The 18194-nt window shown below is 71.9% G+C and carries 20 protein-coding genes; 11 read left to right on the top strand and 9 right to left on the bottom strand.

Going from position 1 to position 18194, the window contains the following annotated elements; translation table 11 throughout:
* Positions 1-165: 165 nt before the first annotated feature.
* On the top strand, positions 166-807 hold the full coding sequence (locus AQJ46_RS39065) for an IclR family transcriptional regulator (RefSeq protein WP_057610834.1): 642 nt from the start codon (positions 166-168) through the stop codon (positions 805-807).
* Between the two features lie 173 nt (positions 808-980).
* Here the strand turns inward: AQJ46_RS39065 and AQJ46_RS39060 are convergent, their stop codons facing one another.
* Entirely contained in the window at positions 981-2528 is a 1548-nt protein-coding gene (locus AQJ46_RS39060; RefSeq protein WP_059210087.1) for a PucR family transcriptional regulator, read from the bottom strand.
* Between the two features lie 98 nt (positions 2529-2626).
* On the opposite strand from AQJ46_RS39060, the gene AQJ46_RS39055 reads away from it, so the two are divergent.
* The 3 genes from AQJ46_RS39055 to AQJ46_RS39045 are packed head-to-tail and all read left to right on the top strand — an operon-like array spanning position 2627 to position 5340.
* Positions 2627-3400 (top strand): hypothetical protein, encoded by a 774-nt coding sequence (locus AQJ46_RS39055; RefSeq protein WP_059210086.1) that lies wholly within the window; start codon positions 2627-2629, stop codon positions 3398-3400.
* Positions 3397-4506, top strand: a complete 1110-nt coding sequence (menC, locus tag AQJ46_RS39050; RefSeq protein ID WP_059210085.1) for an o-succinylbenzoate synthase — start codon at positions 3397-3399, stop codon at positions 4504-4506. The genes AQJ46_RS39055 and menC overlap by 4 nt, the downstream gene beginning before the upstream one ends.
* A 42-nt stretch (positions 4507-4548) precedes the next feature.
* The gene (locus AQJ46_RS39045) at positions 4549-5340 is read left to right on the top strand and encodes a S16 family serine protease (protein ID WP_059210084.1); all 792 of its coding nucleotides are present in this window, start codon (positions 4549-4551) and stop codon (positions 5338-5340) included.
* Here AQJ46_RS39045 and AQJ46_RS39040 read toward each other — a convergent pair.
* The 6 genes from AQJ46_RS39040 to AQJ46_RS39015 form a co-directional block, all read right to left on the bottom strand.
* Positions 5337-5534: a hypothetical protein gene (locus AQJ46_RS39040; protein ID WP_059210083.1), complete on the bottom strand. Its 198-nt coding sequence runs from the start codon at positions 5532-5534 to the stop codon at positions 5337-5339. The genes AQJ46_RS39045 and AQJ46_RS39040 overlap by 4 nt on opposite strands.
* A gap of 12 nt (positions 5535-5546) precedes the next feature.
* Positions 5547-6119 carry an ArsR/SmtB family transcription factor gene (locus tag AQJ46_RS39035; RefSeq protein WP_059210082.1) on the bottom strand — a complete coding sequence of 191 codons (573 nt, stop codon included), beginning with the start codon at positions 6117-6119 and terminating at the stop codon, positions 5547-5549.
* 95 nt (positions 6120-6214) lie between these two features.
* Entirely contained in the window at positions 6215-7036 is an 822-nt protein-coding gene (locus AQJ46_RS39030; protein ID WP_059210155.1) for an ABC transporter permease, read from the bottom strand.
* Positions 7037-7053: 17 nt separating this feature from the next.
* Entirely contained in the window at positions 7054-8277 is a 1224-nt protein-coding gene (locus AQJ46_RS39025) for a betaine/proline/choline family ABC transporter ATP-binding protein (RefSeq protein ID WP_059210081.1), read from the bottom strand.
* On the bottom strand, positions 8270-8917 hold the full coding sequence (locus AQJ46_RS39020) for an ABC transporter permease (protein WP_059210080.1): 648 nt from the start codon (positions 8915-8917) through the stop codon (positions 8270-8272). Before AQJ46_RS39020 ends, AQJ46_RS39025 begins: the two co-directional genes overlap by 8 nt.
* A 22-nt stretch (positions 8918-8939) precedes the next feature.
* Positions 8940-9419 (bottom strand): Lrp/AsnC family transcriptional regulator, encoded by a 480-nt coding sequence (locus AQJ46_RS39015; RefSeq protein WP_057610843.1) that lies wholly within the window; start codon positions 9417-9419, stop codon positions 8940-8942.
* Between the two features lie 126 nt (positions 9420-9545).
* Here AQJ46_RS39015 and hppD point away from each other — a divergent pair, with 126 nt between their 5' ends.
* Genes hppD through nthA form a run of 4 tightly spaced genes read left to right on the top strand, consistent with a single transcriptional unit; the run spans position 9546 to position 11877 of the window.
* Entirely contained in the window at positions 9546-10691 is a 1146-nt protein-coding gene (gene hppD, locus AQJ46_RS39010; protein ID WP_059210079.1) for a 4-hydroxyphenylpyruvate dioxygenase, read from the top strand.
* A gap of 38 nt (positions 10692-10729) precedes the next feature.
* Positions 10730-11011, top strand: coding sequence for an SH3-like domain-containing protein (locus AQJ46_RS39005; protein WP_057610845.1), 282 nt, complete (start codon positions 10730-10732; stop codon positions 11009-11011).
* Positions 11004-11303 carry an SH3-like domain-containing protein gene (locus AQJ46_RS39000; RefSeq protein ID WP_059210078.1) on the top strand — a complete coding sequence of 100 codons (300 nt, stop codon included), beginning with the start codon at positions 11004-11006 and terminating at the stop codon, positions 11301-11303. The genes AQJ46_RS39005 and AQJ46_RS39000 overlap by 8 nt, the downstream gene beginning before the upstream one ends.
* Positions 11293-11877 carry a nitrile hydratase subunit alpha gene (gene nthA, locus AQJ46_RS38995; protein ID WP_059210077.1) on the top strand — a complete coding sequence of 195 codons (585 nt, stop codon included), beginning with the start codon at positions 11293-11295 and terminating at the stop codon, positions 11875-11877. The genes AQJ46_RS39000 and nthA overlap by 11 nt, the downstream gene beginning before the upstream one ends.
* Here the strand turns inward: nthA and AQJ46_RS38990 are convergent.
* Positions 11855-13285: a tetratricopeptide repeat protein gene (locus tag AQJ46_RS38990; protein ID WP_059210076.1), complete on the bottom strand. Its 1431-nt coding sequence runs from the start codon at positions 13283-13285 to the stop codon at positions 11855-11857. The two genes, nthA and AQJ46_RS38990, sit on opposite strands and share 23 nt — an antisense overlap.
* Before the next feature lie 92 nt (positions 13286-13377).
* Between AQJ46_RS38990 and AQJ46_RS38985 the strand changes: the two genes are divergently transcribed.
* Positions 13378-14784 carry an FAD-binding oxidoreductase gene (locus AQJ46_RS38985; protein WP_059210075.1) on the top strand — a complete coding sequence of 469 codons (1407 nt, stop codon included), beginning with the start codon at positions 13378-13380 and terminating at the stop codon, positions 14782-14784.
* An 83-nt stretch (positions 14785-14867) separates the two neighbouring features.
* On the opposite strand, the gene AQJ46_RS38980 is transcribed toward AQJ46_RS38985, so the two are convergent.
* Complete coding sequence (locus tag AQJ46_RS38980; RefSeq protein ID WP_059210074.1) at positions 14868-15347, bottom strand: SsgA family sporulation/cell division regulator; 480 nt, start codon at positions 15345-15347, stop codon at positions 14868-14870.
* 262 nt (positions 15348-15609) lie between these two features.
* On the opposite strand from AQJ46_RS38980, the gene AQJ46_RS38975 reads away from it, so the two are divergent.
* Complete coding sequence (locus AQJ46_RS38975; RefSeq protein WP_059210073.1) at positions 15610-17295, top strand: RDD family protein; 1686 nt, start codon at positions 15610-15612, stop codon at positions 17293-17295.
* A gap of 89 nt (positions 17296-17384) precedes the next feature.
* Positions 17385-18026, top strand: a complete 642-nt coding sequence (locus AQJ46_RS38970) for an RDD family protein (RefSeq protein ID WP_059210072.1) — start codon at positions 17385-17387, stop codon at positions 18024-18026.
* The last annotated feature ends 168 nt before the right edge of the window (positions 18027-18194 follow it).

Here is an 18194-nt window from a genome sequence, read left to right as displayed (position 1 = left end):
CGCCCCGTGGCAGCGCCGCCGCGGAGCGCAGCCGTGAAGCGACGCGGTCCGGAACAGACCGGGCCGCCGTCCGATCGGCGGCCTCTGAAGCGCGTCACCGACGGGACTCGGTGACGCACCGCCGTGAGGGGCCCGCCGACCTCACCACTTGGAGGAGTGGGCGTCGTGACCGCGGAGACCTCTCAGACGCTTGACCGGGGACTGCGTGTCCTCAAGCTCCTGGCCGACACGGACCACGGGCTCACCGTCACCGAGCTTTCCAACAAACTGGGTGTGAACCGGACCGTGGTGTACCGGTTGCTGGCCACGCTGGAGCAGCACGCCCTCGTTCGGCGTGATCTGGGCGGGCGTGCCCGGGTGGGGCTGGGAGTACTGCGGCTCGGGCGGCAGGTGCATCCGCTGGTACGGGAGGCCGCGTTGCCCGCCCTGCGCTCGCTCGCGGAGGACATCGGGGCGACGGCACACCTCACCCTGGTGGACGGAGCCGACGCGCTGGCCGTGGCCGTCGTGGAGCCCACGTGGACGGACTATCACGTGGCGTATCGGGCGGGGTTCCGGCATCCGCTGGACCGTGGGGCGGCTGGGCGGGCGATTCTCGCGGCTCGGCAGCAGGGGTTCGGGGAGCCAGGGTACATGCTGACGCACGGCGAGCTGGAGGCCGGGGCCAGTGGGGCGGCCGCTCCTCTGCTCGGGGTCACCGGGGTCGAGGGCAGCGTGGGGGTCGTGATGCTGGCCGACGCGGTGCCGGAGCGGGTGGGGCCGCGGGTGGTGGACGCGGCGCGGGAGGTCGCGGAGGCGCTGCGCTGAGCTGAGCGGTGCGGCTTCGTCGTCGACCGCGGGTCCGGTGGGGGCTGGTCGCGCCCGCGCGGCGGTAGCCGCAGATCGATACAGCCCCGCGCCCCTGGGTGGGTGCGGTCGCCGCCGGTCGACATGCCCACGTACTCAACCGACACTCACCGCCCGCCGACATGCCCACCTGCTCAACCTGCAGCCGCCCCAGGCCCGAGACCCGCCAGCACCCTCAACTGCAGCCACAGCACCAGCCGTTCGTCGGGATCGTCCAGGTCGATCCCGACGTGCTTGCGTGCCTGCTTCAGCCGGTAGCGGCACGTGTTCGGATGGACGGCCAGGAGCCGCGCCGCCTCCGCCATGTCGCACCCCGCGTCGAACCAACAGACCAGCGTGCGGGCGTAGTCGGTCCCGTGCTCGTCGTCGTACGCCAGCACCCGCCGCCAGGATCCCGCGGTCAACTCCCGCTTTTCACCGAGTACTTCCGCAAGCCGCAGCAGCGTCACCCGCGGCCGCACCTCGTCGATCGTCGCCACCGGCAGCGAGGGCCCGAGCACCCGCAGCACGAGATCGGCGTCCGCCCGCGACCCGGCGACCTCCCCGAGCCCCGCCACCACCTCGCCCAGCCCCGCCCGCACCGGCACCCTCAGCGACTGTCCCGCCCGCGCGACGATGTCCTCCGCAAGCCGCCGATGGCGCTCCCCGGGCGCCGGCAACAGCGCGTACACCACCCCGTCGGTCAGCACACACGCATGCCGCCCGTATCGCGCCGCGCACTGCAGCCGTACGACGTCCAGCAGCCGCAGCGCGGTCTGCTCGGCGTCCGGAAGACCGGTCGCGTCCAGGACGAAGGCGGCCACCCGTACCGGGCCTTCGACTCCCAGTCCCACGGCGGACGTTGCCGCGTCCGCCGTCCCCTCCAGCACCCGCCGCAGCAGATCGCTGTTCTGGTGCCGGGCCAGCTCCTGTGCCGCCCGCGCCCGCAGGAGCAGCAGTGCCGCCGTCGTCGCCCCCTGGACGAGCGTCTCCTCCGCGTCCGCCGCGAGCGTGCCGTCGTCGACGACCCACACCGAGCCGAGGGTCTCCCCGCCCGCCCGGACGGCGACCGCGAGGCGCGGCAGGGTGCCGTCCCCCAGCGCGGGCAGCCGCAGCGGGCCGTCGGCCGCGAACAGCATCCGGTACTGCTCGGTGTTCTCCACAGCCGCCGGTACCTGGAGGCCCAGGATGCCCTGGCGGCGGTCCTCGTCGACCGGCTGGCCGGGGACAGTGGAGTAGGCGAGGATCCGCCGGCGCGGGTCCTCCACGGCCGTCGCCCCGCCGGTCGCCGCCGCGATGGCGTCGGCGAGCGCGAAGAGGTCGCCGTGGCCGCCCGTGGCCGGGACCGGCCGGGCGCCGATCGCCGACGCCAGCAGCAGATGTGCCCGGTGCCAGGCGGTGTCCTCGGCGACGGACAGCAGCGCCACGCCGTACGTCTCCGCCTCGGCCGTCGGCCCGTCCGCACCGCGCACCACCAGGCCGGCCATCCCGGCCTCCGCGGCCGCCCTCACCAGCGGTCCGGCCGTGGCCGCCCGCACCCCGACCGCCAGCAGCAGCGCGCCCGGCACCTGGGGGAGCGGGGCGTGGGCGTCGTAGAGGAGCGCCTCCGTGACCGGGACGGCGAGCCCGGCGGGCGCGGTGTGCAGGCGTACGGACGTACCGCCGACGGCGTCCAGGAGGTCCCCGAGGGTGCAGACGTCCATGGGGCCCCCAGATGGTTCAGCCGATCCGCAAAGAGACGTACGTACTCATTGTGGGACTGCACAACGCAGGGCGGCCGTCCGGGCCGGAGACTCGGCACATGACCGGAGTGAGTATCCGTACCGTCCACGACGTCGCCGGCCTCGGTGCCGTCAGCGCGTATTTCGGCGAGGTGTGGCGGACCCCGCGCACCGCTCCGCCCTATCCGGCCGAGGTGCTGCGCAGCCTGGTCCACGCGGGCGGCGCGGTGCACGCCGCGTACGACGGTGAACGCCTCGCCGGGGCCTGCGCCGCAGTGTTCGGGCCGCCGGGCTCGCAGGAGGTGTACTCCCTGGTCGCCGCCGCGGAGCCCGGGCTCGGACAGCAGGTGAAGCAGGCGCAGCGGGACTGGGCGCTCGGCCTCGGCGTCCGCACCATGCGCTGGACCTTCGACCCGCTGGTCGCCCGCAACGCCCGCTTCAACCTGGCGAAGCTGGGCGCGGTCGGCACCGAGTACGTCGTCGATTTCTACGGCCCCATGAGGGACGGCGTGAACGACGGCGACGAGAGCGACCGGCTGACGGTGACCTGGGACCTGGTGGCGCCGGGACAGCCGTACGACCCGGGGGAGCGCGAGGCCGCGCCCGCCACCCACCGGGGCCCCGACGGAGGAACGCTCGCCCGCCGCGACCTCGCCGACCTGCACGTCTGGTGCCGGGTCCCGGACGACGTCGTCAAGCTGCGGGCCGCCGACCCGGCGCTCGCGCTGCGCTGGCGGCGGGCCGTGCGCGAGGTGTTCACGGAGGCCTTCGGGCAGGGGTTCCGGGCGACCGGGATGTCGCGCGACGGCTGGTACACGCTCACCCGCGAGAACGACGAGGAAGGCACCGTATGAAACTCGAACGCGTCGAGGTCGTCCATGTGGCGATCCCGCTCGTCAGCCCCTTCCGCACCTCTTTCGGCACGATGACGACGAAGGACACCTTCCTGCTGCACGTCGTCACGGACACCGCCGAGGGCTGGTCGGAGTTCGCCGCCGACCCGCAGCCGCGGTACTGCTCGGAGTTCGTGGCGGGCGCGGAGCTCGTGCTGCGGGACTTCCTGGTGCCGAGGGTGGCAACACTGCCCACGCTCACGGCAGCGCTGGTCGGGCCCGCCGTCAGCGGGATCAAGGGGCACGAACTGGCGAAGGCGGCCCTGGAGACGGCCGTCCTCGACGCGGAGCTGCGCTCGTACGGCATGCCGCTGGCGGTGTATCTCGGCGCGGTGCGCGAGCGGGTGCCCGCGGGGGTGTCGGTGGGGATCAAGGACTCCGTGCCGGAACTGCTGGACGATGTCGAGCGGTATCTCGCCGAGGGGTACGTCCGGATCAAGCTGAAGATCGAACCGGGCTGGGACGTCGAGCCGGTACGGGCCGTGCGCGAGCGCTTCGGCGCCGCACTGCCCCTCCAGGTCGACGCCAACACGGCGTACACCCTCGCGGACGCGGAACACCTGCGGCGGCTCGACGAGTTCGGGCTGCTGCTGATCGAGGAGCCTTTGGACGAGAACAACCTGTACGGTCACGCGCGCCTCCAGAGCCGTATCGCCACCCCCGTCTGCCTCGACGAGTCCCTGCACAACGCCCGGGACACCGCCGCCGCCATCGCGATGGACGCGTGCCGGGTCGTGAACATCAAGCCCGCGCGCGTGGGCGGCTATCTGGAGGCACGCCGCATCCACGACGTGGCCCGCGCGCACGGCGTGCCGGTGTGGTGCGGCGGCATGCTGGAGACGGGAATCGGCCGCGCCCCGAACCTCGCCCTGGCCGCCCTGCCCGGCTTCACGCTCCCCGGCGACACCTCTGCCTCCGCCCGCTACTTCGCGGAGGACATCACCGAGCCGTTCGTCCTGGTGGACGGCCACCTGCCGGTGCCGCGGACGCCCGGCATCGGCGTCGAACCGCTGCCGGACGTCCTACGGCGCTTCACGCGCGCGAGGCGGGACCTGTACGGGGGCTGACCGGCTCGTGGCCGGAAGTGACCCCCGCGTTAGATTGATCCCGTGCTCTCTCGCCTCACGCGCCCCCAGGCCGTCGCCGTCTGTGCCCTGCCCGTCGTGGCACTGGTCGCCATGGCCCTCTTCGCGCCGCTGCCGTTCGCGCTGGCGCAGCCCGGGATGACGGCGAACGTGCTCGGCGAGAACAAGGGCGCGGAGGTGATCACGATCTCCGGGGCGAAGACGCGTGCGACGAGCGGGCAGCTGCGGATGACGACCATCGAGGCGACCGGGCCCGACACCCATGTCTCGCTCGGTGACGTCTTCGACAGCTGGTTCAGCACCGACCGGGCGGTCATGCCCCACGACGCGGTCTACCCGAGCGGGCAGAGCGTCAAGGAGATCGAGAAGCACAACACCGCGCAGATGAAGGAGTCCCAGGACGCGGCGACCGAGGCGGCCCTGAACTACCTCAAGCTCGGGGACGACAAGGTCAAGGTCACGCTGAAGCTCGCGGACGTGGGCGGGCCGAGCGCGGGGCTGCTGTTCACCCTGGGGATCATCGACAAGCTGAACGGTGACGGCGCCGGGGGCGACCTCACGGGCGGCCGCACCATCGCCGGGACGGGGACGATCGACGCGGACGGGACGGTCGGCGCGGTGGGCGGAGTGGCACTGAAGACGCAGGCCGCGAAGCGGGACGGGGCGACGGTGTTCCTGGTCCCCGAGGAGGAGTGCTCCGACGCGAAGGCGGAGCTGCCGAAGGGGCTGCGGCTGATCCCGGTGACGTCCCTGAAGGGGGCGGTGAGTGCGCTGACCGCACTGGAGTCGGGTAAGGGGTCCGTCCCTGCCTGCTAGTGCGCGAGAGCCGGCCCGGGAGAGGCCAGCCGGAGGCCGACCTCCACCAGGGTCCAGCCGAGCCGGGTCCTGATGGCGTACGGCCGCTTGGCCTGGACGGCGAGGCGGTGCGCGTCGGCCTCGGCACGGAGGTCGGCGGCGCGGAGGTCGGCGGCGTGGAGGTGGTGCAGGGCGAGGTGGGTCTCGGGGTGCATGGCGAAGCCCTTTCAGTCCGTGGTGATCGGGAAGGCGTGCGTGTGGATGCGTACCTGGGCCGCGTTGTCTCCGGTGGTGGGCCGGTCGCGGTAGGTGTCGACCAGGGCGTGCATCTTCTCGATGAGTTCTTTGGTCAGCTCGGGGGTCAGGCGTAGCGTCGCGCTGCTCATGTCCCAGACGCGGTTCCACTCCTCGGGCCAGGTGGCGCGCTCGCCCAGCCAGTTGGAGAGGTTCTGGATCTGGGCGGTGGCGACCTCGTGGAGGTACATGTCGGCGGCTCCGCGCACGGCCGGATCGCTATCGGTGAGCAGGGCGTCGTCGAAGCTCAGCCCCTTGTGGACCGCCTTCCACCAGCGTTCCCGCCCCTTGCCGCGCTCCGGGGCGTCCTCCACGAAGCCGTGTGCGGCCAGCTGGCGCAGGTGGTAGCTGGTGGCGCCGCTCGACTCGCCCAGTTTCTCGGCGAGTTGGGACGCGGTGGCGGGACCGCCGTGGCGCAGGGCGTCCAGCAGCTGCATCCGCAGGGGATGGGCCAGCCCGCGCAGTGAACGGGCGTCGAGTTTCCGTACGTTGGGCTCTTCCGGCATGCGTACAAAGATAGCGTTGCAAAGAGTTCTTTGCAACAGGTTCTTTGTATCCACGTCTCCTTGGTGACCGCGTCCCGGCGACGGCCCGCCCTGCTTCACAACCCCCGCGGCCTGAGCAGCAGTTCGGCCAACGAGGCCAGCCAGTCGACCAGCAGGGCCAGCGTGACCGTGAGGATCGAGCCGAGCATCAGCACCGGCATCCGCTGGGTGGTGATGCCGGTCGTGATCAGGACGCCAAGGCCGCCGCCCCCGCCGAAGGTCGCGAGGGTCGCCGTACCGACGTTGAGGACGAGGGCCGTGCGGACGCCCGCGAGGATCAGCGGGACGGCCAGCGGGAGTTCGACGCGTGACAGCACCTCCATGGACGACATCCCGATGCCCCGTGCCGCCTCGAGCAGGGTCGGGTCGTTCCGCTTCAGGCCCGCGATCGTGTTCGACAGGACCGGCAGGACGGCGTAGACGACCATGCCGATCAGGGCCGCCTTCATGCCCGCGCCCAGCCAGATCACGAGCAGGGCCAGCAGACCGATCACCGGGGTCGCCCGGCCCATGTCGGCGAACGCCATCACCACCGGGCTCGCCTTCTGGAAGGCCCTTCGGGTCAGCATGATCCCCAGCGGGATCGCGATGATCAGCACGAAGAACGTCGAGATCACCGTCAGCTCCACCTGCTGCCACAGGGCCTTGGACACCTGCCCGTTCGACAGCGCGTCCTCGGAGATCGGGTCCAGGTCGGCCTGCTCGAACCACAGCCAGGTCGCGAGCAGGACGGCGATCAGGAACGCGGGCAGAAAGGTCAGCTTCTGCCAGGTCACCCCCCTGGTGGGCGGGTCCGGCGGGGGAGGGGCCTCGGTCTCCTCCGGTTCGACCGTCACTTCCGGTTCCACGGTCTCCTCCGGTTCGACCGCCTCCGGCATCTCCAGCTCGGGGCTCGTCACGCCCCCTCCTGCTCTGCGTGCGTCTGGGCGGCCCGGATCTCCTCCGGCGCGTGCTGGTGCTCCATGACCTCCAGCCGGTCGGCCTCCAGAAGGTCCTGCACGGAGCTCATGAGCGTCTCCATGTCGACGACCCCCGTGTACTCACCGCGCCGCCCGGTCACCGCGACCCGTCCCGCCGTGTCGGTCAGCACGGCCTCCAGCGCGTCCCGCAGCGTCGCGTCCCTGCTCAGCGTGTCGCTCACCAGCGTCCCGGCCCGGGCCGGCGACCCCTTGGCGCGCATCATGTCGCCGCGCCGCAGCCACTTGTACGGCCGTCCGTGCCGGTCGAGCAGCAGGATCTCGTTCGTGCCGCTGCCCCGGAGCTTGTTGAAGATCTCCTGGACGGGGTCGTCGACGGTCACCGTCGGACAGTCGGTGATCTTCACGTCCCGTACGCGGGTGAGGTTCAGCCGTTTCAGCGCCGCCCCGGCCCCGACGAAACCGGACACGTAGTCGTCCGCCGGGTTGGTCAGGATGGCCTCGGGGGTGTCGAACTGGGCGATGGGGGACCGTTCGCGCAGAACGGCGATCCGGTCACCGAGCTTGATCGCCTCGTCGACGTCCTGGGTGACGAAGACGATCGTCTTGTGCAGCTCGTGCTGGAGCCTGATCAGCTCGTCCTGGAGATGGTCGCGGGTGATCGGGTCGACCGCACCGAACGGCTCGTCCATCAGCAGGACGGGGGGATCGGCCGCCAACGCCCTCGCCAGCCCCACCCGCCGCTGCTGGCCACCGGAGAGCCCGCGTGGATAGCGGCCGTGGAACTCCCCGGGGTCGAGCCCGACGAGGTCGAGCAGCTCCTCCACGCGGTCCTTGATCCGGCCCTTCCCCCAGCCGATCATCTTCGGCACGAGCGCGATGTTCTGCGCGACCGTCATGTGCGGGAAGAGACCGGCCGACTGGATCGCATAGCCCACCTTGCGGCGCAGCGTGACCGGATCGATGCCGGTCACATCCTCACCGTTGATCCGGATCCGCCCACCGGTGGGCTCGATCAACCTGTTGATCATCTTGAGTGTCGTCGACTTGCCGCATCCGGACGGCCCGACGAGGACGACGAGCTCGCCCGCCTTGATCTCCATGGTCACGTTGTCGACGGCGGGCCGCGGAGTGCCGGGATACCTCTTGGCCAGGTTCTCCAGCTCGATGGACGCACCCGATGCGCCGGACCTCTCAGGCACGGATCCCCCTCGGAATGGTCAGCCGTCCGATGAGGACGTACGCGCCATCGAACAGGAGGGCCAGGACGATGATCCCGAGCGTGCCGGCGAGCACCTGGTTGAGCGCGTTCCTGCTGCCCAGGGAGGCGATGCCGCGGAAGATCTCGTTGCCGAGGCCGGGTCCGGAGGCGTAGGCGGCGATCGCGGCGATGCCCATCAGCATCTGGGTCGAGACCCGGATCCCGGTCAGGACCGGCGGCCAGGCGAGCGGCAGCTCGACCCGTACCAGCCGCATCACCCGGGACATCCCGATGCCCCTGGCCGCGTCCACCAGCGAGGGATCGACCCCGCGCAGCCCGACGATCGCGTTGCGCACGACGGGCAGCAGCCCGTACAGCGTCAGAGCGATCACCGTGGGCGGTACGCCGAGCCCCACGGCCGGGACGAGCAGACCGATCATGGCGAGCGAGGGGATGGTCAGAAGCGTCGAGGTGGCCATGGTGGCGAGTTTGACTCCCCACCCGCTCCGATAGGTCACGACCCCGATCAGCACCCCGATCACCGTCGCCACGACCATGCACTGGAAGACGACGCTCGCGTGCTGGTAGGCGTCCGTGAGCAGCTGCTGGTGGCGGTTGCCGAGGTACTCCCAGAAGCTCACACGGCTCACCCCACGGTCGCGGTCAGGTCCTCGCCGAGTCCTCCGCCGCCTGTTCCACCAGCGGGATGATCCGCAGCGGAACGGGGTTCTCCATGACGATCGCGGTGGCGGCCCGGACGATCCCATCGAAACCGACAACCCGGTCGATCACACGTTGGAGATCGGCGTTGGACCGGGCCACCAGGCGGCACAGCATGTCCCCGCTGCCGGTGGTGGTGTGCAGCTCCAGGACCTCCGGCACGGTCGCCAAGTGCGCCCGTACGTCGGCCCCTTGCCCCTGCCGGATCTGGAGCGTGGCGAACGCGGTCACCGGGTAGCCGAGCGCCGCCGGATCGACCTGCGGGCCGAATCCCCGGATGACTCCGTTCGACTGAAGCCGGTCGAGCCGCGCCTGCACGGTCCCCCGGGCCACTCCCAGCCGCCGGGACATCTCCAGCACCCCGATCCGCGGTTCGCGCGCGAGGAGCACGATGATCCGCCCGTCCAGCTCGTCGATCCCCACGCCGGCCTCCCGGACCAGTGGTCATCCTGTACAGAAAGGCCGCCCACACGGCCGTATCGCTGAACAGATTGCCCAGTGAATACACAAACTATTGCGCACCTTGCAGACCGGGGCCAGGCTTCGGGCATGACGCAGACCACACACCACACTCCCGACACCGCCCGGCAGGCCGACCCCTTCCCGGTCAAGGGAATGGACGCGGTCGTCTTCGCCGTCGGCAACGCCAAGCAGGCCGCGCACTACTACTCGACCGCCTTCGGCATGCGGCTCGTGGCCTACTCCGGGCCGGAGAACGGCAGCCGCGAGACCGCCTCGTACGTGCTGGAGAACGGCTCCGCCCGTTTCGTGTTCACCTCGGTCATCAAGCCCGCCACGCCCTGGGGCCACTTCCTCGCCCAGCACGTGGCCGAGCACGGCGATGGCGTGATCGACCTCGCCATCGAGGTCCCGGACGCCCGCCGCGCCTACGCCTACGCCCTCGAGCACGGCGCCCGCTCGGTGGCCGAGCCGTACGAGCTGAAGGACGAGCACGGCACGGTCGTCCTCGCCGCGATCGCCACCTACGGCGAGACCCGCCACACCCTGGTCGAGCGCACGGGCTACGACGGCCCCTACCTCCCGGGCTACACCGCGTCCGCCCCGATCGTCGAACCCCCCGCCCACCGCACCTTCCAGGCCGTCGACCACTGCGTCGGCAACGTCGAGCTCGGCCGGATGAACGACTGGGTCGGCTTCTACAACAAGGTCATGGGCTTCACGAACATGAAGGAGTTCGTGGGCGACGACATCGCCACCGAGTACAGCGCGCTGATGTCGAAGGTCGTGGCCGACGGCACGCTCAAGGTGAAGTTCCCGATCAACGAGCCCGCCATCGCCAAGAAGAAGTCCCAGATCGACGAGTACCTGGAGTTCTACGGCGGCGCGGGCGTCCAGCACATCGCGCTGAACACCAACGACATCGTGCAGACCGTGAGGACCATGCGCGCGGCGGGAGTCCAGTTCCTCGACACCCCCGACTCCTACTACGACACCCTCGGCGAGTGGGTCGGCGACACCCGGGTACCGGTCGACACGCTCAGGGAGTTGAAGATCCTCGCCGACCGCGACGAGGACGGCTATCTGCTGCAGATCTTCACCAAGCCGGTCCAGGACAAGCCGACCGTGTTCTTCGAACTCATCGAGCGGCACGGCTCGATGGGCTTCGGAAAGGGCAACTTCAAGGCCCTGTTCGAGGCCATCGAACGAGAGCAGGAGAAGCGGGGCAACCTCTAGCAAGCCCCCTTTCCGCGTGCCGCCCGTAGGCTGGCCCCATGGCCAGGATCAACGACGTGGGCGGCACCCAGGGCTTCGGGGCGATCGACACCACCGACGACACCGAGCCCTTCCACGCGGACTGGGAGGCGCGGGTGGTCGGGCTCTACAACACCCTGCGCGCACAGGGGATCTTCAACACGAACGAGTTCCGGGACGCGATCGAGTCCATGCCGCCTGCGGACTATCTGGCGACCTCGTACTACGAACGCTGGTTCCTGGCGATCTGTTCGCTGCTGGAGCGCAAGGGCGTGATCGAGCCGGGTGAGCTCGATGACTGACGCGCCCCCCGACCGCTTTCCGCCCGGCACCCGGGTCCGCACCTTCCGCCACGACCCGCCGCACCACACCCGCCTGCCCCGCTACGCGCGCGGCAAGCGGGGCGTGGTCGTCGAGCCGGAGGGTCCCGACGAACTGCCCGACATCAGCGCGCAAGGCCGCGGCGACGCACCCGTCGAGCAGATCTACGCCGTCCGCTTCGCGGCCCGTGACCTGTGGGGCGAGGGCGACCACCACGTCGTACTGGACCTGTGGGAGAGCTACCTGGAGGAGGACCGCCAAGATGAGCGGTGACCACCACACCGACGCGACGACCGCCCGCCGGGTACGGCGCCTGGAGACCCTCCTGGAGGAGAAGGGGCTGATCACCGGCGAGCGGCTGGACGAGGCGATCGACGCGTTCCTCGCGGAGTCCTCGCCGGCGAACGGAGCACGGGTCGTGGCGCGCGCCTGGACCGACGACGCCTACCGGGCCCGGCTGCTCGCGGACGGCACCGCGGCGGTCCAGGAACTCGGCCACATGGAGGGCTCGTACCAGCGCCTGAGGGTCGTGGAGAACACCGAGTCCGTCCACAACGTCATCGTCTGCACCCTGTGCTCCTGCTACCCGCTCCGCCTCCTCGGCCCCTCCCCCAGCTGGTACAAGTCCGAGGCCTACCGCTCCCGCGTGGTCCGCGAACCCCGTGCCGTCCTGCGGGAGTTCGGCCTCACCCTGCCCGACTCCGTGGACGTCGTGGTGTGGGACTCCAGCGCGGAGACCCGCTACATGGTCCTGCCGCGCAGGCCCCAGGCCACGGAAGGGCTGGACGAGGAGGAACTGGCGGCGCTGGTGACGAGGAACGCCCTCATCGGTACGGCCCCGCTGTGACCGCCTTCGAGTCCGCCACCGGCAGGTCCTGGTCCGGCACGTCTCCCAGCGCCGCCAACGCCTCCCGTGCCGCCCGCACCCGCGAGGGCGAGAAGTAGGGGTTGATCCGCAGGGCCTCCTGGAGATGCCGGCGCGCGGGGGCGGGCTGCTCCAGCTCCCGCTCGATCATGCCCAGGTGATACGCGTACAGCGCGCTGCGCATCCCGCCCCCGTGCGCCTTGTCCGTCGCGATCCGGGCGTACCGCAGGGCCTCCCGGTCCTCCCCCGCCCGGTGCAGCGCCCACCCCAGCGCGTCCGCCACCGCGATCGCCGGCTGCCGTCGCCACTCGGCCCTGAGCCGCCGTACGGCGGAAGCCGGGTCCCCGTGGTCCGCCTCGAACTGCCCGAGAACCAGCTCCTCGTCCGCCCCGGACGCAGAAGCGCTCCGCACCCTCGCCAGCAGCAGGTCGTACTGCACCCGGGCCGCCTGCCCGAGCCCCAGCGACTCGTACAACTCGCCCAGCTCCAGGGCGTACTGCGGCAACGGCTGCTTCGCGAGGGCGATCCGGTAGGCGTTCAGGGCCTCCGTCGTGCGGCCCAGCGCGGCAAGAACCCGCCCCTGCCCGGCCTGCGCGGCCCACTGGTCGGGGTCGATACGGACCGCCTCCTGGAAGTGCCGCAGCGCGTCCTCGCGGTCGCCGCGCTCCCAGGCGAGCTGCCCGGCCCGCTCCAGATACTCGGCCCGCTCGGCCGGCGCCCGCGCCCCCGCCGCCGCGTCGGCCAGCTGGGCCGCCGCGTCCTCGCGCCAGCCCCGGTCCCGGTACACGGCCGCCGCCCGCGCCCGCACCGCAGGCCCCGACCGCAGATCCAACAGCCGCTCCAGCGCCCCATGAGCCGCCTTGTAGTCCCCGAGCCCCGTGTACGCGTCGATCAGCGCCGGATACGTCGTCCACCGCTTCGGCTCCAGCTCCCGCGCCGCCTCACCCCAGGTCAGCGCGGTACGGAAGTCCCGGCGCGCGTTCGCGAGGACGGCCAGACCACCGAGGGCCGCCGCGTTCCTGCGTACCTCCAAGGACGTCCGCAGCGAGCCGTCGGCCTTCGCGTAGAACGCCGTGTCGGCCGTCCGCCGCGCCTGCTCGACGTACGCCGTCCCCAGCACCGCCCACGACTCGGCGTCCTCGGGATACCGGCGCAGATGGCTCTCCCGCTCACCGATCAACGCCGCCAGGTCGGGCAGCGCGGCCGGCACCCCGGCGGCGACCGCCGACAGCGCCTGGGCACCCGGGGCCGGGGCTGGCGAGCGGGGCGCCGTCCGCTCCGGGGGCAGCAGCATCAGCGCCGTACCGAGCACCGCGCAGCCCGCGACCGCGGCCGGCACCACACGCCCGTGCAGCCGGGCCCGGCGGTTCTCCGTGGCTTGGTTCTCCATGGCGCTCACTGTGCGTCAATACGACGACCACACTCCGACGCTCGGCAGTCGGCGCTGGTGGGGTTCACACCGATGGCCCCCGGTGCGACGCTGTGATCATGAGCCGTATCGAAGCCCCCCGCGACGAGGTCACCGGCAACCTCGTCGACCGTCTGCTGAGCGATCTGCCCGCCGAGGCCGTCCTCGCCGACCCGGACGTCACGGTCTCCTACGCCAACGACATGGCGAGCTTCTGCCCGGCCGGCACCCCCGCCGTGGTCGTCCTGCCGCGCACGGTCGAGCAGGTCCAGCACGTCATGCGCATCGCCAGCGAACTGCGCGTCCCGGTCGTCCCCCAGGGCGCCCGCACGGGCTTGTCGGGCGCGGCCAACGCCTCCGACGGCTGCATCGTGCTGTCCCTGACGAAGATGGACCGGATCCTGGAGATCAACCCGGTCGACCGCATCGCCGTCGTCGAACCCGGCGTCGTCAACGCGACCCTCTCCCGCGCGGTGAACGAACTCGGCCTCTACTACCCGCCGGACCCCTCCAGCTGGGAGATGTGCACGATCGGCGGCAACATCGGCACCGCGTCCGGCGGGCTGTGCTGTGTGAAGTACGGGGTGACGGCGGAGTACGTCCTCGGACTGGACGTCGTCCTTGCCGACGGGCGGCTCATGTCCACGGGCCGCCGTACCGCCAAGGGCGTCGCCGGATACGACATGACCCGCCTCTTCGTCGGCTCCGAGGGCTCGCTCGGCATCGTCGTACGGGCGACCCTGGCGCTCCGGCCGAAGCCGCCCGAGCAGCTGGTCCTCGCCGCCGAGTTCGCCTCCGGGGCCGCCGCCTGCGACGCGGTGTGCCGGATCATGGAGGGCGGGCACGTGCCGTCCCTCCTCGAACTGATGGACCGTACGACGGTCAAGGCAGTCAACGACCTGGCGCACATGGGACTCCCGGAGACCACGGAGGCCCTCCTCCTCGCGGCCTTCGACACCACGGACCCGGCGGCCGACCTCGCGGCGGTCGGCGCGCTGTGCGAGGCGGCGGGCGCCTCGCAGGTCGTCCCGGCCGACGACGCGGCCGAGTCGGAACTGCTCCTCCAGGCCCGCAGGCTCTCCCTCACCGCGCTCGAAGCGGTCAAGGGCACCACGATGATCGACGACGTGTGCGTGCCCCGCTCCAGGCTCGGCGAGCTACTCGAAGGGACCGAGCGGATCGCCGAGAAACACCAGCTCACCATCGGTGTCGTCGCCCACGCGGGGGACGGCAACACCCACCCCACGGTCTGCTTCGACGCGGCCGACCCCGACGAGTCCCGGCGCGCCCGTGAGTCCTTCGACGAGATCATGGCCCTCGGCCTGGAGCTCGGCGGCACGATCACCGGGGAGCACGGGGTGGGCGTACTGAAGAAGGAGTGGCTGGCGCGGGAGATCGGCCCGGTGGGGGTGGAGATGCAGCGGGCGGTGAAGGGGGTCTTCGACCCGCTGGGGATCCTGAACCCGGGCAAGCTGTTCTGACTGTTCTTTGCGGCTGAACCGCCGCCGCTCTCGCGGACCTGGCTGGTCGCCGTTGTGGTTCCTCAATTGATGGTTGCGGTCGCTCACTCCCCTTCGTCCGCCGATGCGTCGCCTGGCCAGGGGTCGCCCAGCCAGAGGTCGTCGGCCGGGGTCGGGGCCAGCAGTTCGGCGAGGCCGTCGTCGATACCGAGCTGCTCCGCCTCGGAGCCCGGGGGGACCACCCTCAGCGTGCGCTCCAGCCAGGACGAGACCTGTGCGGCCGGGGCCTCCAGAAGGGCGTCGCCGTCGGGCGAGCTCAGCGCCATCAGGACGACGCCGCGGCCCGCGACCTTCGTCGGCCACACCCGCACGTCCCCGTGCCCGCACGGGCGGAACACCCCCTCCACGAGGAGTTCGCGGGCGAAGGTCCAGTGGACGGGGTGGTCCGAACCGATGTGGAAGGTGACGTGGACGGCGAAGGGGTCGTCGCTGCGGTAGCCCAGGCGGGCCGGGACCGGGATGCCGCGCTCGGGCGACAGGATGAGTGTGAGCTCCAGTTCGCGCTCTACCACCGTGCGGTGCATGGCGTTCGTTCCTCTCTCGGCTCTCGTCCGGGTCCTGCGGCGGGCCCGTACGAGTGGAGAGGGGGGAGGGGCCGGGATCATTACGCGAGTTCGGCGAACTTTTTCCGGCCGTATCGCGGTCGGCGTTGCGGTCGGTATCACGGCCGGTGTCAGGTCGTGCTCAAAAGGGGTGGGTCCGGTGGGACTGGCGGTGGGTCTTGCGCCGGTCTGATAGATGTGTAGCCCCCTCTATTGACCCCCGAGCAGATACGGGACGACGGACATGAGCGCCCCAACCCCGGCACCCGGTGACGACAGGCCCCGCGAGGGCTATTACCCGGACCCGTCCATTCCTGGATATGTCCGTTACTGGAACGGTTCCTCCTGGGTACCGGGCACCAGCCGTCCCGCCCCTGCGGCCGGCGAACCGCTCGCGCCACCGGCGGGCGGCGGCCCCGCATCCGCTCCGATGGAGGAGACGGGCCCGCACTTCTTCGACGAGGACCCCGCCGAGGCAGCCCCGCACCCCGACACCCAGCACGGCAGCCGCCCCGAACCCGCGTCCGCGTGGGGCGCCGACCGGAACCACCAGGGCGGCTTCGGCGGCGACCAGGACCGCCGGGTGTCGTGGGGGTCCCCGCAGGACCACGCGCAGGCTCAGCAGGGTGCCCAGCAGGTACCGCCGCAGGGAGGTCAGCCCCAGGGGGCCGCACACGGCGGTCAGCAGGGCGGGACGGGCGGATCCCAGGGTGCTCGGCAGGGTGTACCGCATCAGGGTGGTCCGCGGGGCGCCGACCCGAGGGTGGCCGGTGCCTCCCCGGGCCGGCCGGACGGGCAGGCCGCCCGTACCGACGGCACCGCGACGATCCCGCCCGCCGAGCCGGACGAGGACGGCGGCACGCGTGTCTTCCGCCGGCCCACGGCCGGGTCCGGGGGAGCGGGAGCCGCTCAGCAGTCCGACGACGGGACCATGAAGTTCCGCGCGGTCTCCCCGCGCACGGCGGAGCAGAGCGGGGGGCCCGGGGCGCAGAACGCGAGCACACCGGGGCCCGCGCACTCGGGCCCGGCCGGCGCCGCGGGCGCCCAGCCCGCCGCGACCAACAGCGCCGGCGCCCCCGCCGGCCCTCAGGGCCCCGGCTTCGGTGCCGGCAAGGCCGCCGCCGATCGTGCCGCGGCGACCGGTGCCGCAGGCCCCCAGGGCCCCGCCTCCGCCGCTTCCGCCCCCCTCTCCGGCCCGCAGCAGTCCACCCCCGCCTCCGGCCCGCAGACGGCCCCTCCGGGCGTGCCCCAGCAAGGCGTCCCGCAGCAGGCCGCCGGAGCCCCCGGAGCCCAGCCCCCCGCCACTCCCATGAGCCCGGGCCCCGGTGGCGGTCAGCCCTCCTGGGCCCAGCAGGTGCACCGCCTGGCCGGGCCCGACGAGGAGCAGCCCGCCCCCTGGAAGCCGCCGGTCGAGGACATCTTCCAGGCGGCCGCCCGCCGCCAGGCCTCCGCCAGGCCCGCCGGCCTCGGCAAGCGCCTGGCCGCACGCCTCCTCGACACCCTCGTCGTCGGCGCCGTGACCGCCGTCGCCGCCGTCCCCCTCGGCACCAGGGCGGCCGACCACATCAACGAGAAGGTCGACGCGGCCAAGCTGTCCGGCGAGACCGTGACGGTCTGGCTGCTGGACGGCACCACGTCGGTGTACCTCGGCATCGTGGTCGCCGTGCTCCTCGTCGCCGGTGCCCTGTACGAGGCGCTGCCCACCGCCAAGTGGGGCCGCACCCTCGGCAAGAAGCTGCTCGGCCTGGAGGTGCGGGACATCGAGGGCCACGAGCCCCCGTCCTTCGCGGGTGCCCTGCGCCGCTGGCTGGTCTACAGCGTGCCCGGCCTGCTCGGAATCGGTCTCGTGGGCGTCGCGTGGTGTCTGTTCGACCGGCCGTGGCGCCAGTGCTGGCACGACAAGGCGGCGCATACGTTCGTGGCGGGCTGAGCCGGTCCCGCGAACGGCGTACGGGATTCGGTAGCCCGGACGGCCGCCCGTCGGATGCGGAGCCGGGAGGTTCGCGGTCGACTCGGGCCATGAGCAGTGAACCGCCTCCCGGCTCCGGACAGCAGCCGCCGGATGACGACCCGTTCAGGAAGCAGCCCCCGCCTGCCGAGGGCTCGGGATCGCCGTACAGCACGCCGCCGCCGTACGGCGGAAGCCCCGGCGGCGGTGACCCGTACGGCGGCGGTGACCCGTACGGGGGTGGCCCCGCCGACCCGCTGGCCGGCATGCCACCACTGGCACCCAGCGGCCGGCGCACGCTCGCCCGGATCATCGACATGATCATGGTGGCCGTCGTCGTCTGGCTGATCACCTGGGGCGTCGGGGTCAGCGAGTACAACGTCGACAGCGACGACATGCAGTACGGCAAGTCGCTCGCCCAGTCGGCGCTCGCCGCGGTGCTCTACATCGCCTACGACACCGTCATGATCTCCCGGTCCGGGCAGACGCTCGGCAAGAAGTGGCTCGGCATGCGGGTGGCGAACCTCGACAACGGCTCCACGCCCTCCACGCAGAGCACGCTGATCCGCTCGGCGGTGCTGTGGATCCCGTTCGCGTTCTGCTGCGCCTGCATCTGGACCGCCATCGCGGGCGGCTGGAGCTACTTCGACAAGCCCTACAAGCAGGGCCTGCACGACAAGGCGGCCAAGACGGTGGTGGTCAGCACCACCTGAACCGGGCGGCCCGGAACGTCATCCCGGTGAGCACGTGGGCCGAGCGGCAGGGATGGTGACGGCGGGGCCTGAGCCGTGACTTCGGGATCGGCACGGCCTGGACCGCCGAGCCGCCCGCGAGTTGCGGGCGACCGGTGGCGAATGCGACGGGCCCGCCCCGGCGAACGC

This window comes from Streptomyces canus, assembly GCF_001514145.1.
In the GTDB taxonomy this organism is placed as follows: domain Bacteria; phylum Actinomycetota; class Actinomycetes; order Streptomycetales; family Streptomycetaceae; genus Streptomyces; species Streptomyces canus.
Note: the sequence above shows the minus strand (reverse complement) of the source record. Positions and strands in the feature narration are given on the sequence as shown.

Bases quoted from the DNA above. Each gene is read 5' to 3' on its own strand.
- AQJ46_RS39005 (WP_057610845.1), top strand. From the start codon at position 10,730: ATGGCCAGGATCAACGACGTGGGCGGCACCCAGGGCTTCGGGGCGATC.
- AQJ46_RS38975 (WP_059210073.1), top strand. From the start codon at position 15,610: ATGAGCGCCCCAACCCCGGCACCCGGTGACGACAGGCCCCGCGAGGGC.
- AQJ46_RS38990 (WP_059210076.1), bottom strand. From the start codon at position 13,285: ATGGAGAACCAAGCCACGGAGAACCGCCGGGCCCGGCTGCACGGGCGT.
- menC (WP_059210085.1), top strand. From the start codon at position 3,397: ATGAAACTCGAACGCGTCGAGGTCGTCCATGTGGCGATCCCGCTCGTC.
- AQJ46_RS39055 (WP_059210086.1), top strand. From the start codon at position 2,627: ATGACCGGAGTGAGTATCCGTACCGTCCACGACGTCGCCGGCCTCGGT.
- hppD (WP_059210079.1), top strand. From the start codon at position 9,546: ATGACGCAGACCACACACCACACTCCCGACACCGCCCGGCAGGCCGAC.
- AQJ46_RS39030 (WP_059210155.1), bottom strand. From the start codon at position 7,036: ATGCCGGAGGCGGTCGAACCGGAGGAGACCGTGGAACCGGAAGTGACG.
- AQJ46_RS38970 (WP_059210072.1), top strand. From the start codon at position 17,385: ATGAGCAGTGAACCGCCTCCCGGCTCCGGACAGCAGCCGCCGGATGAC.
- AQJ46_RS39060 (WP_059210087.1), bottom strand. From the start codon at position 2,528: ATGGACGTCTGCACCCTCGGGGACCTCCTGGACGCCGTCGGCGGTACG.
- AQJ46_RS39040 (WP_059210083.1), bottom strand. From the start codon at position 5,534: ATGCACCCCGAGACCCACCTCGCCCTGCACCACCTCCACGCCGCCGAC.
- AQJ46_RS39035 (WP_059210082.1), bottom strand. From the start codon at position 6,119: ATGCCGGAAGAGCCCAACGTACGGAAACTCGACGCCCGTTCACTGCGC.
- AQJ46_RS38980 (WP_059210074.1), bottom strand. From the start codon at position 15,347: ATGCACCGCACGGTGGTAGAGCGCGAACTGGAGCTCACACTCATCCTG.
- nthA (WP_059210077.1), top strand. From the start codon at position 11,293: ATGAGCGGTGACCACCACACCGACGCGACGACCGCCCGCCGGGTACGG.
- AQJ46_RS39000 (WP_059210078.1), top strand. From the start codon at position 11,004: ATGACTGACGCGCCCCCCGACCGCTTTCCGCCCGGCACCCGGGTCCGC.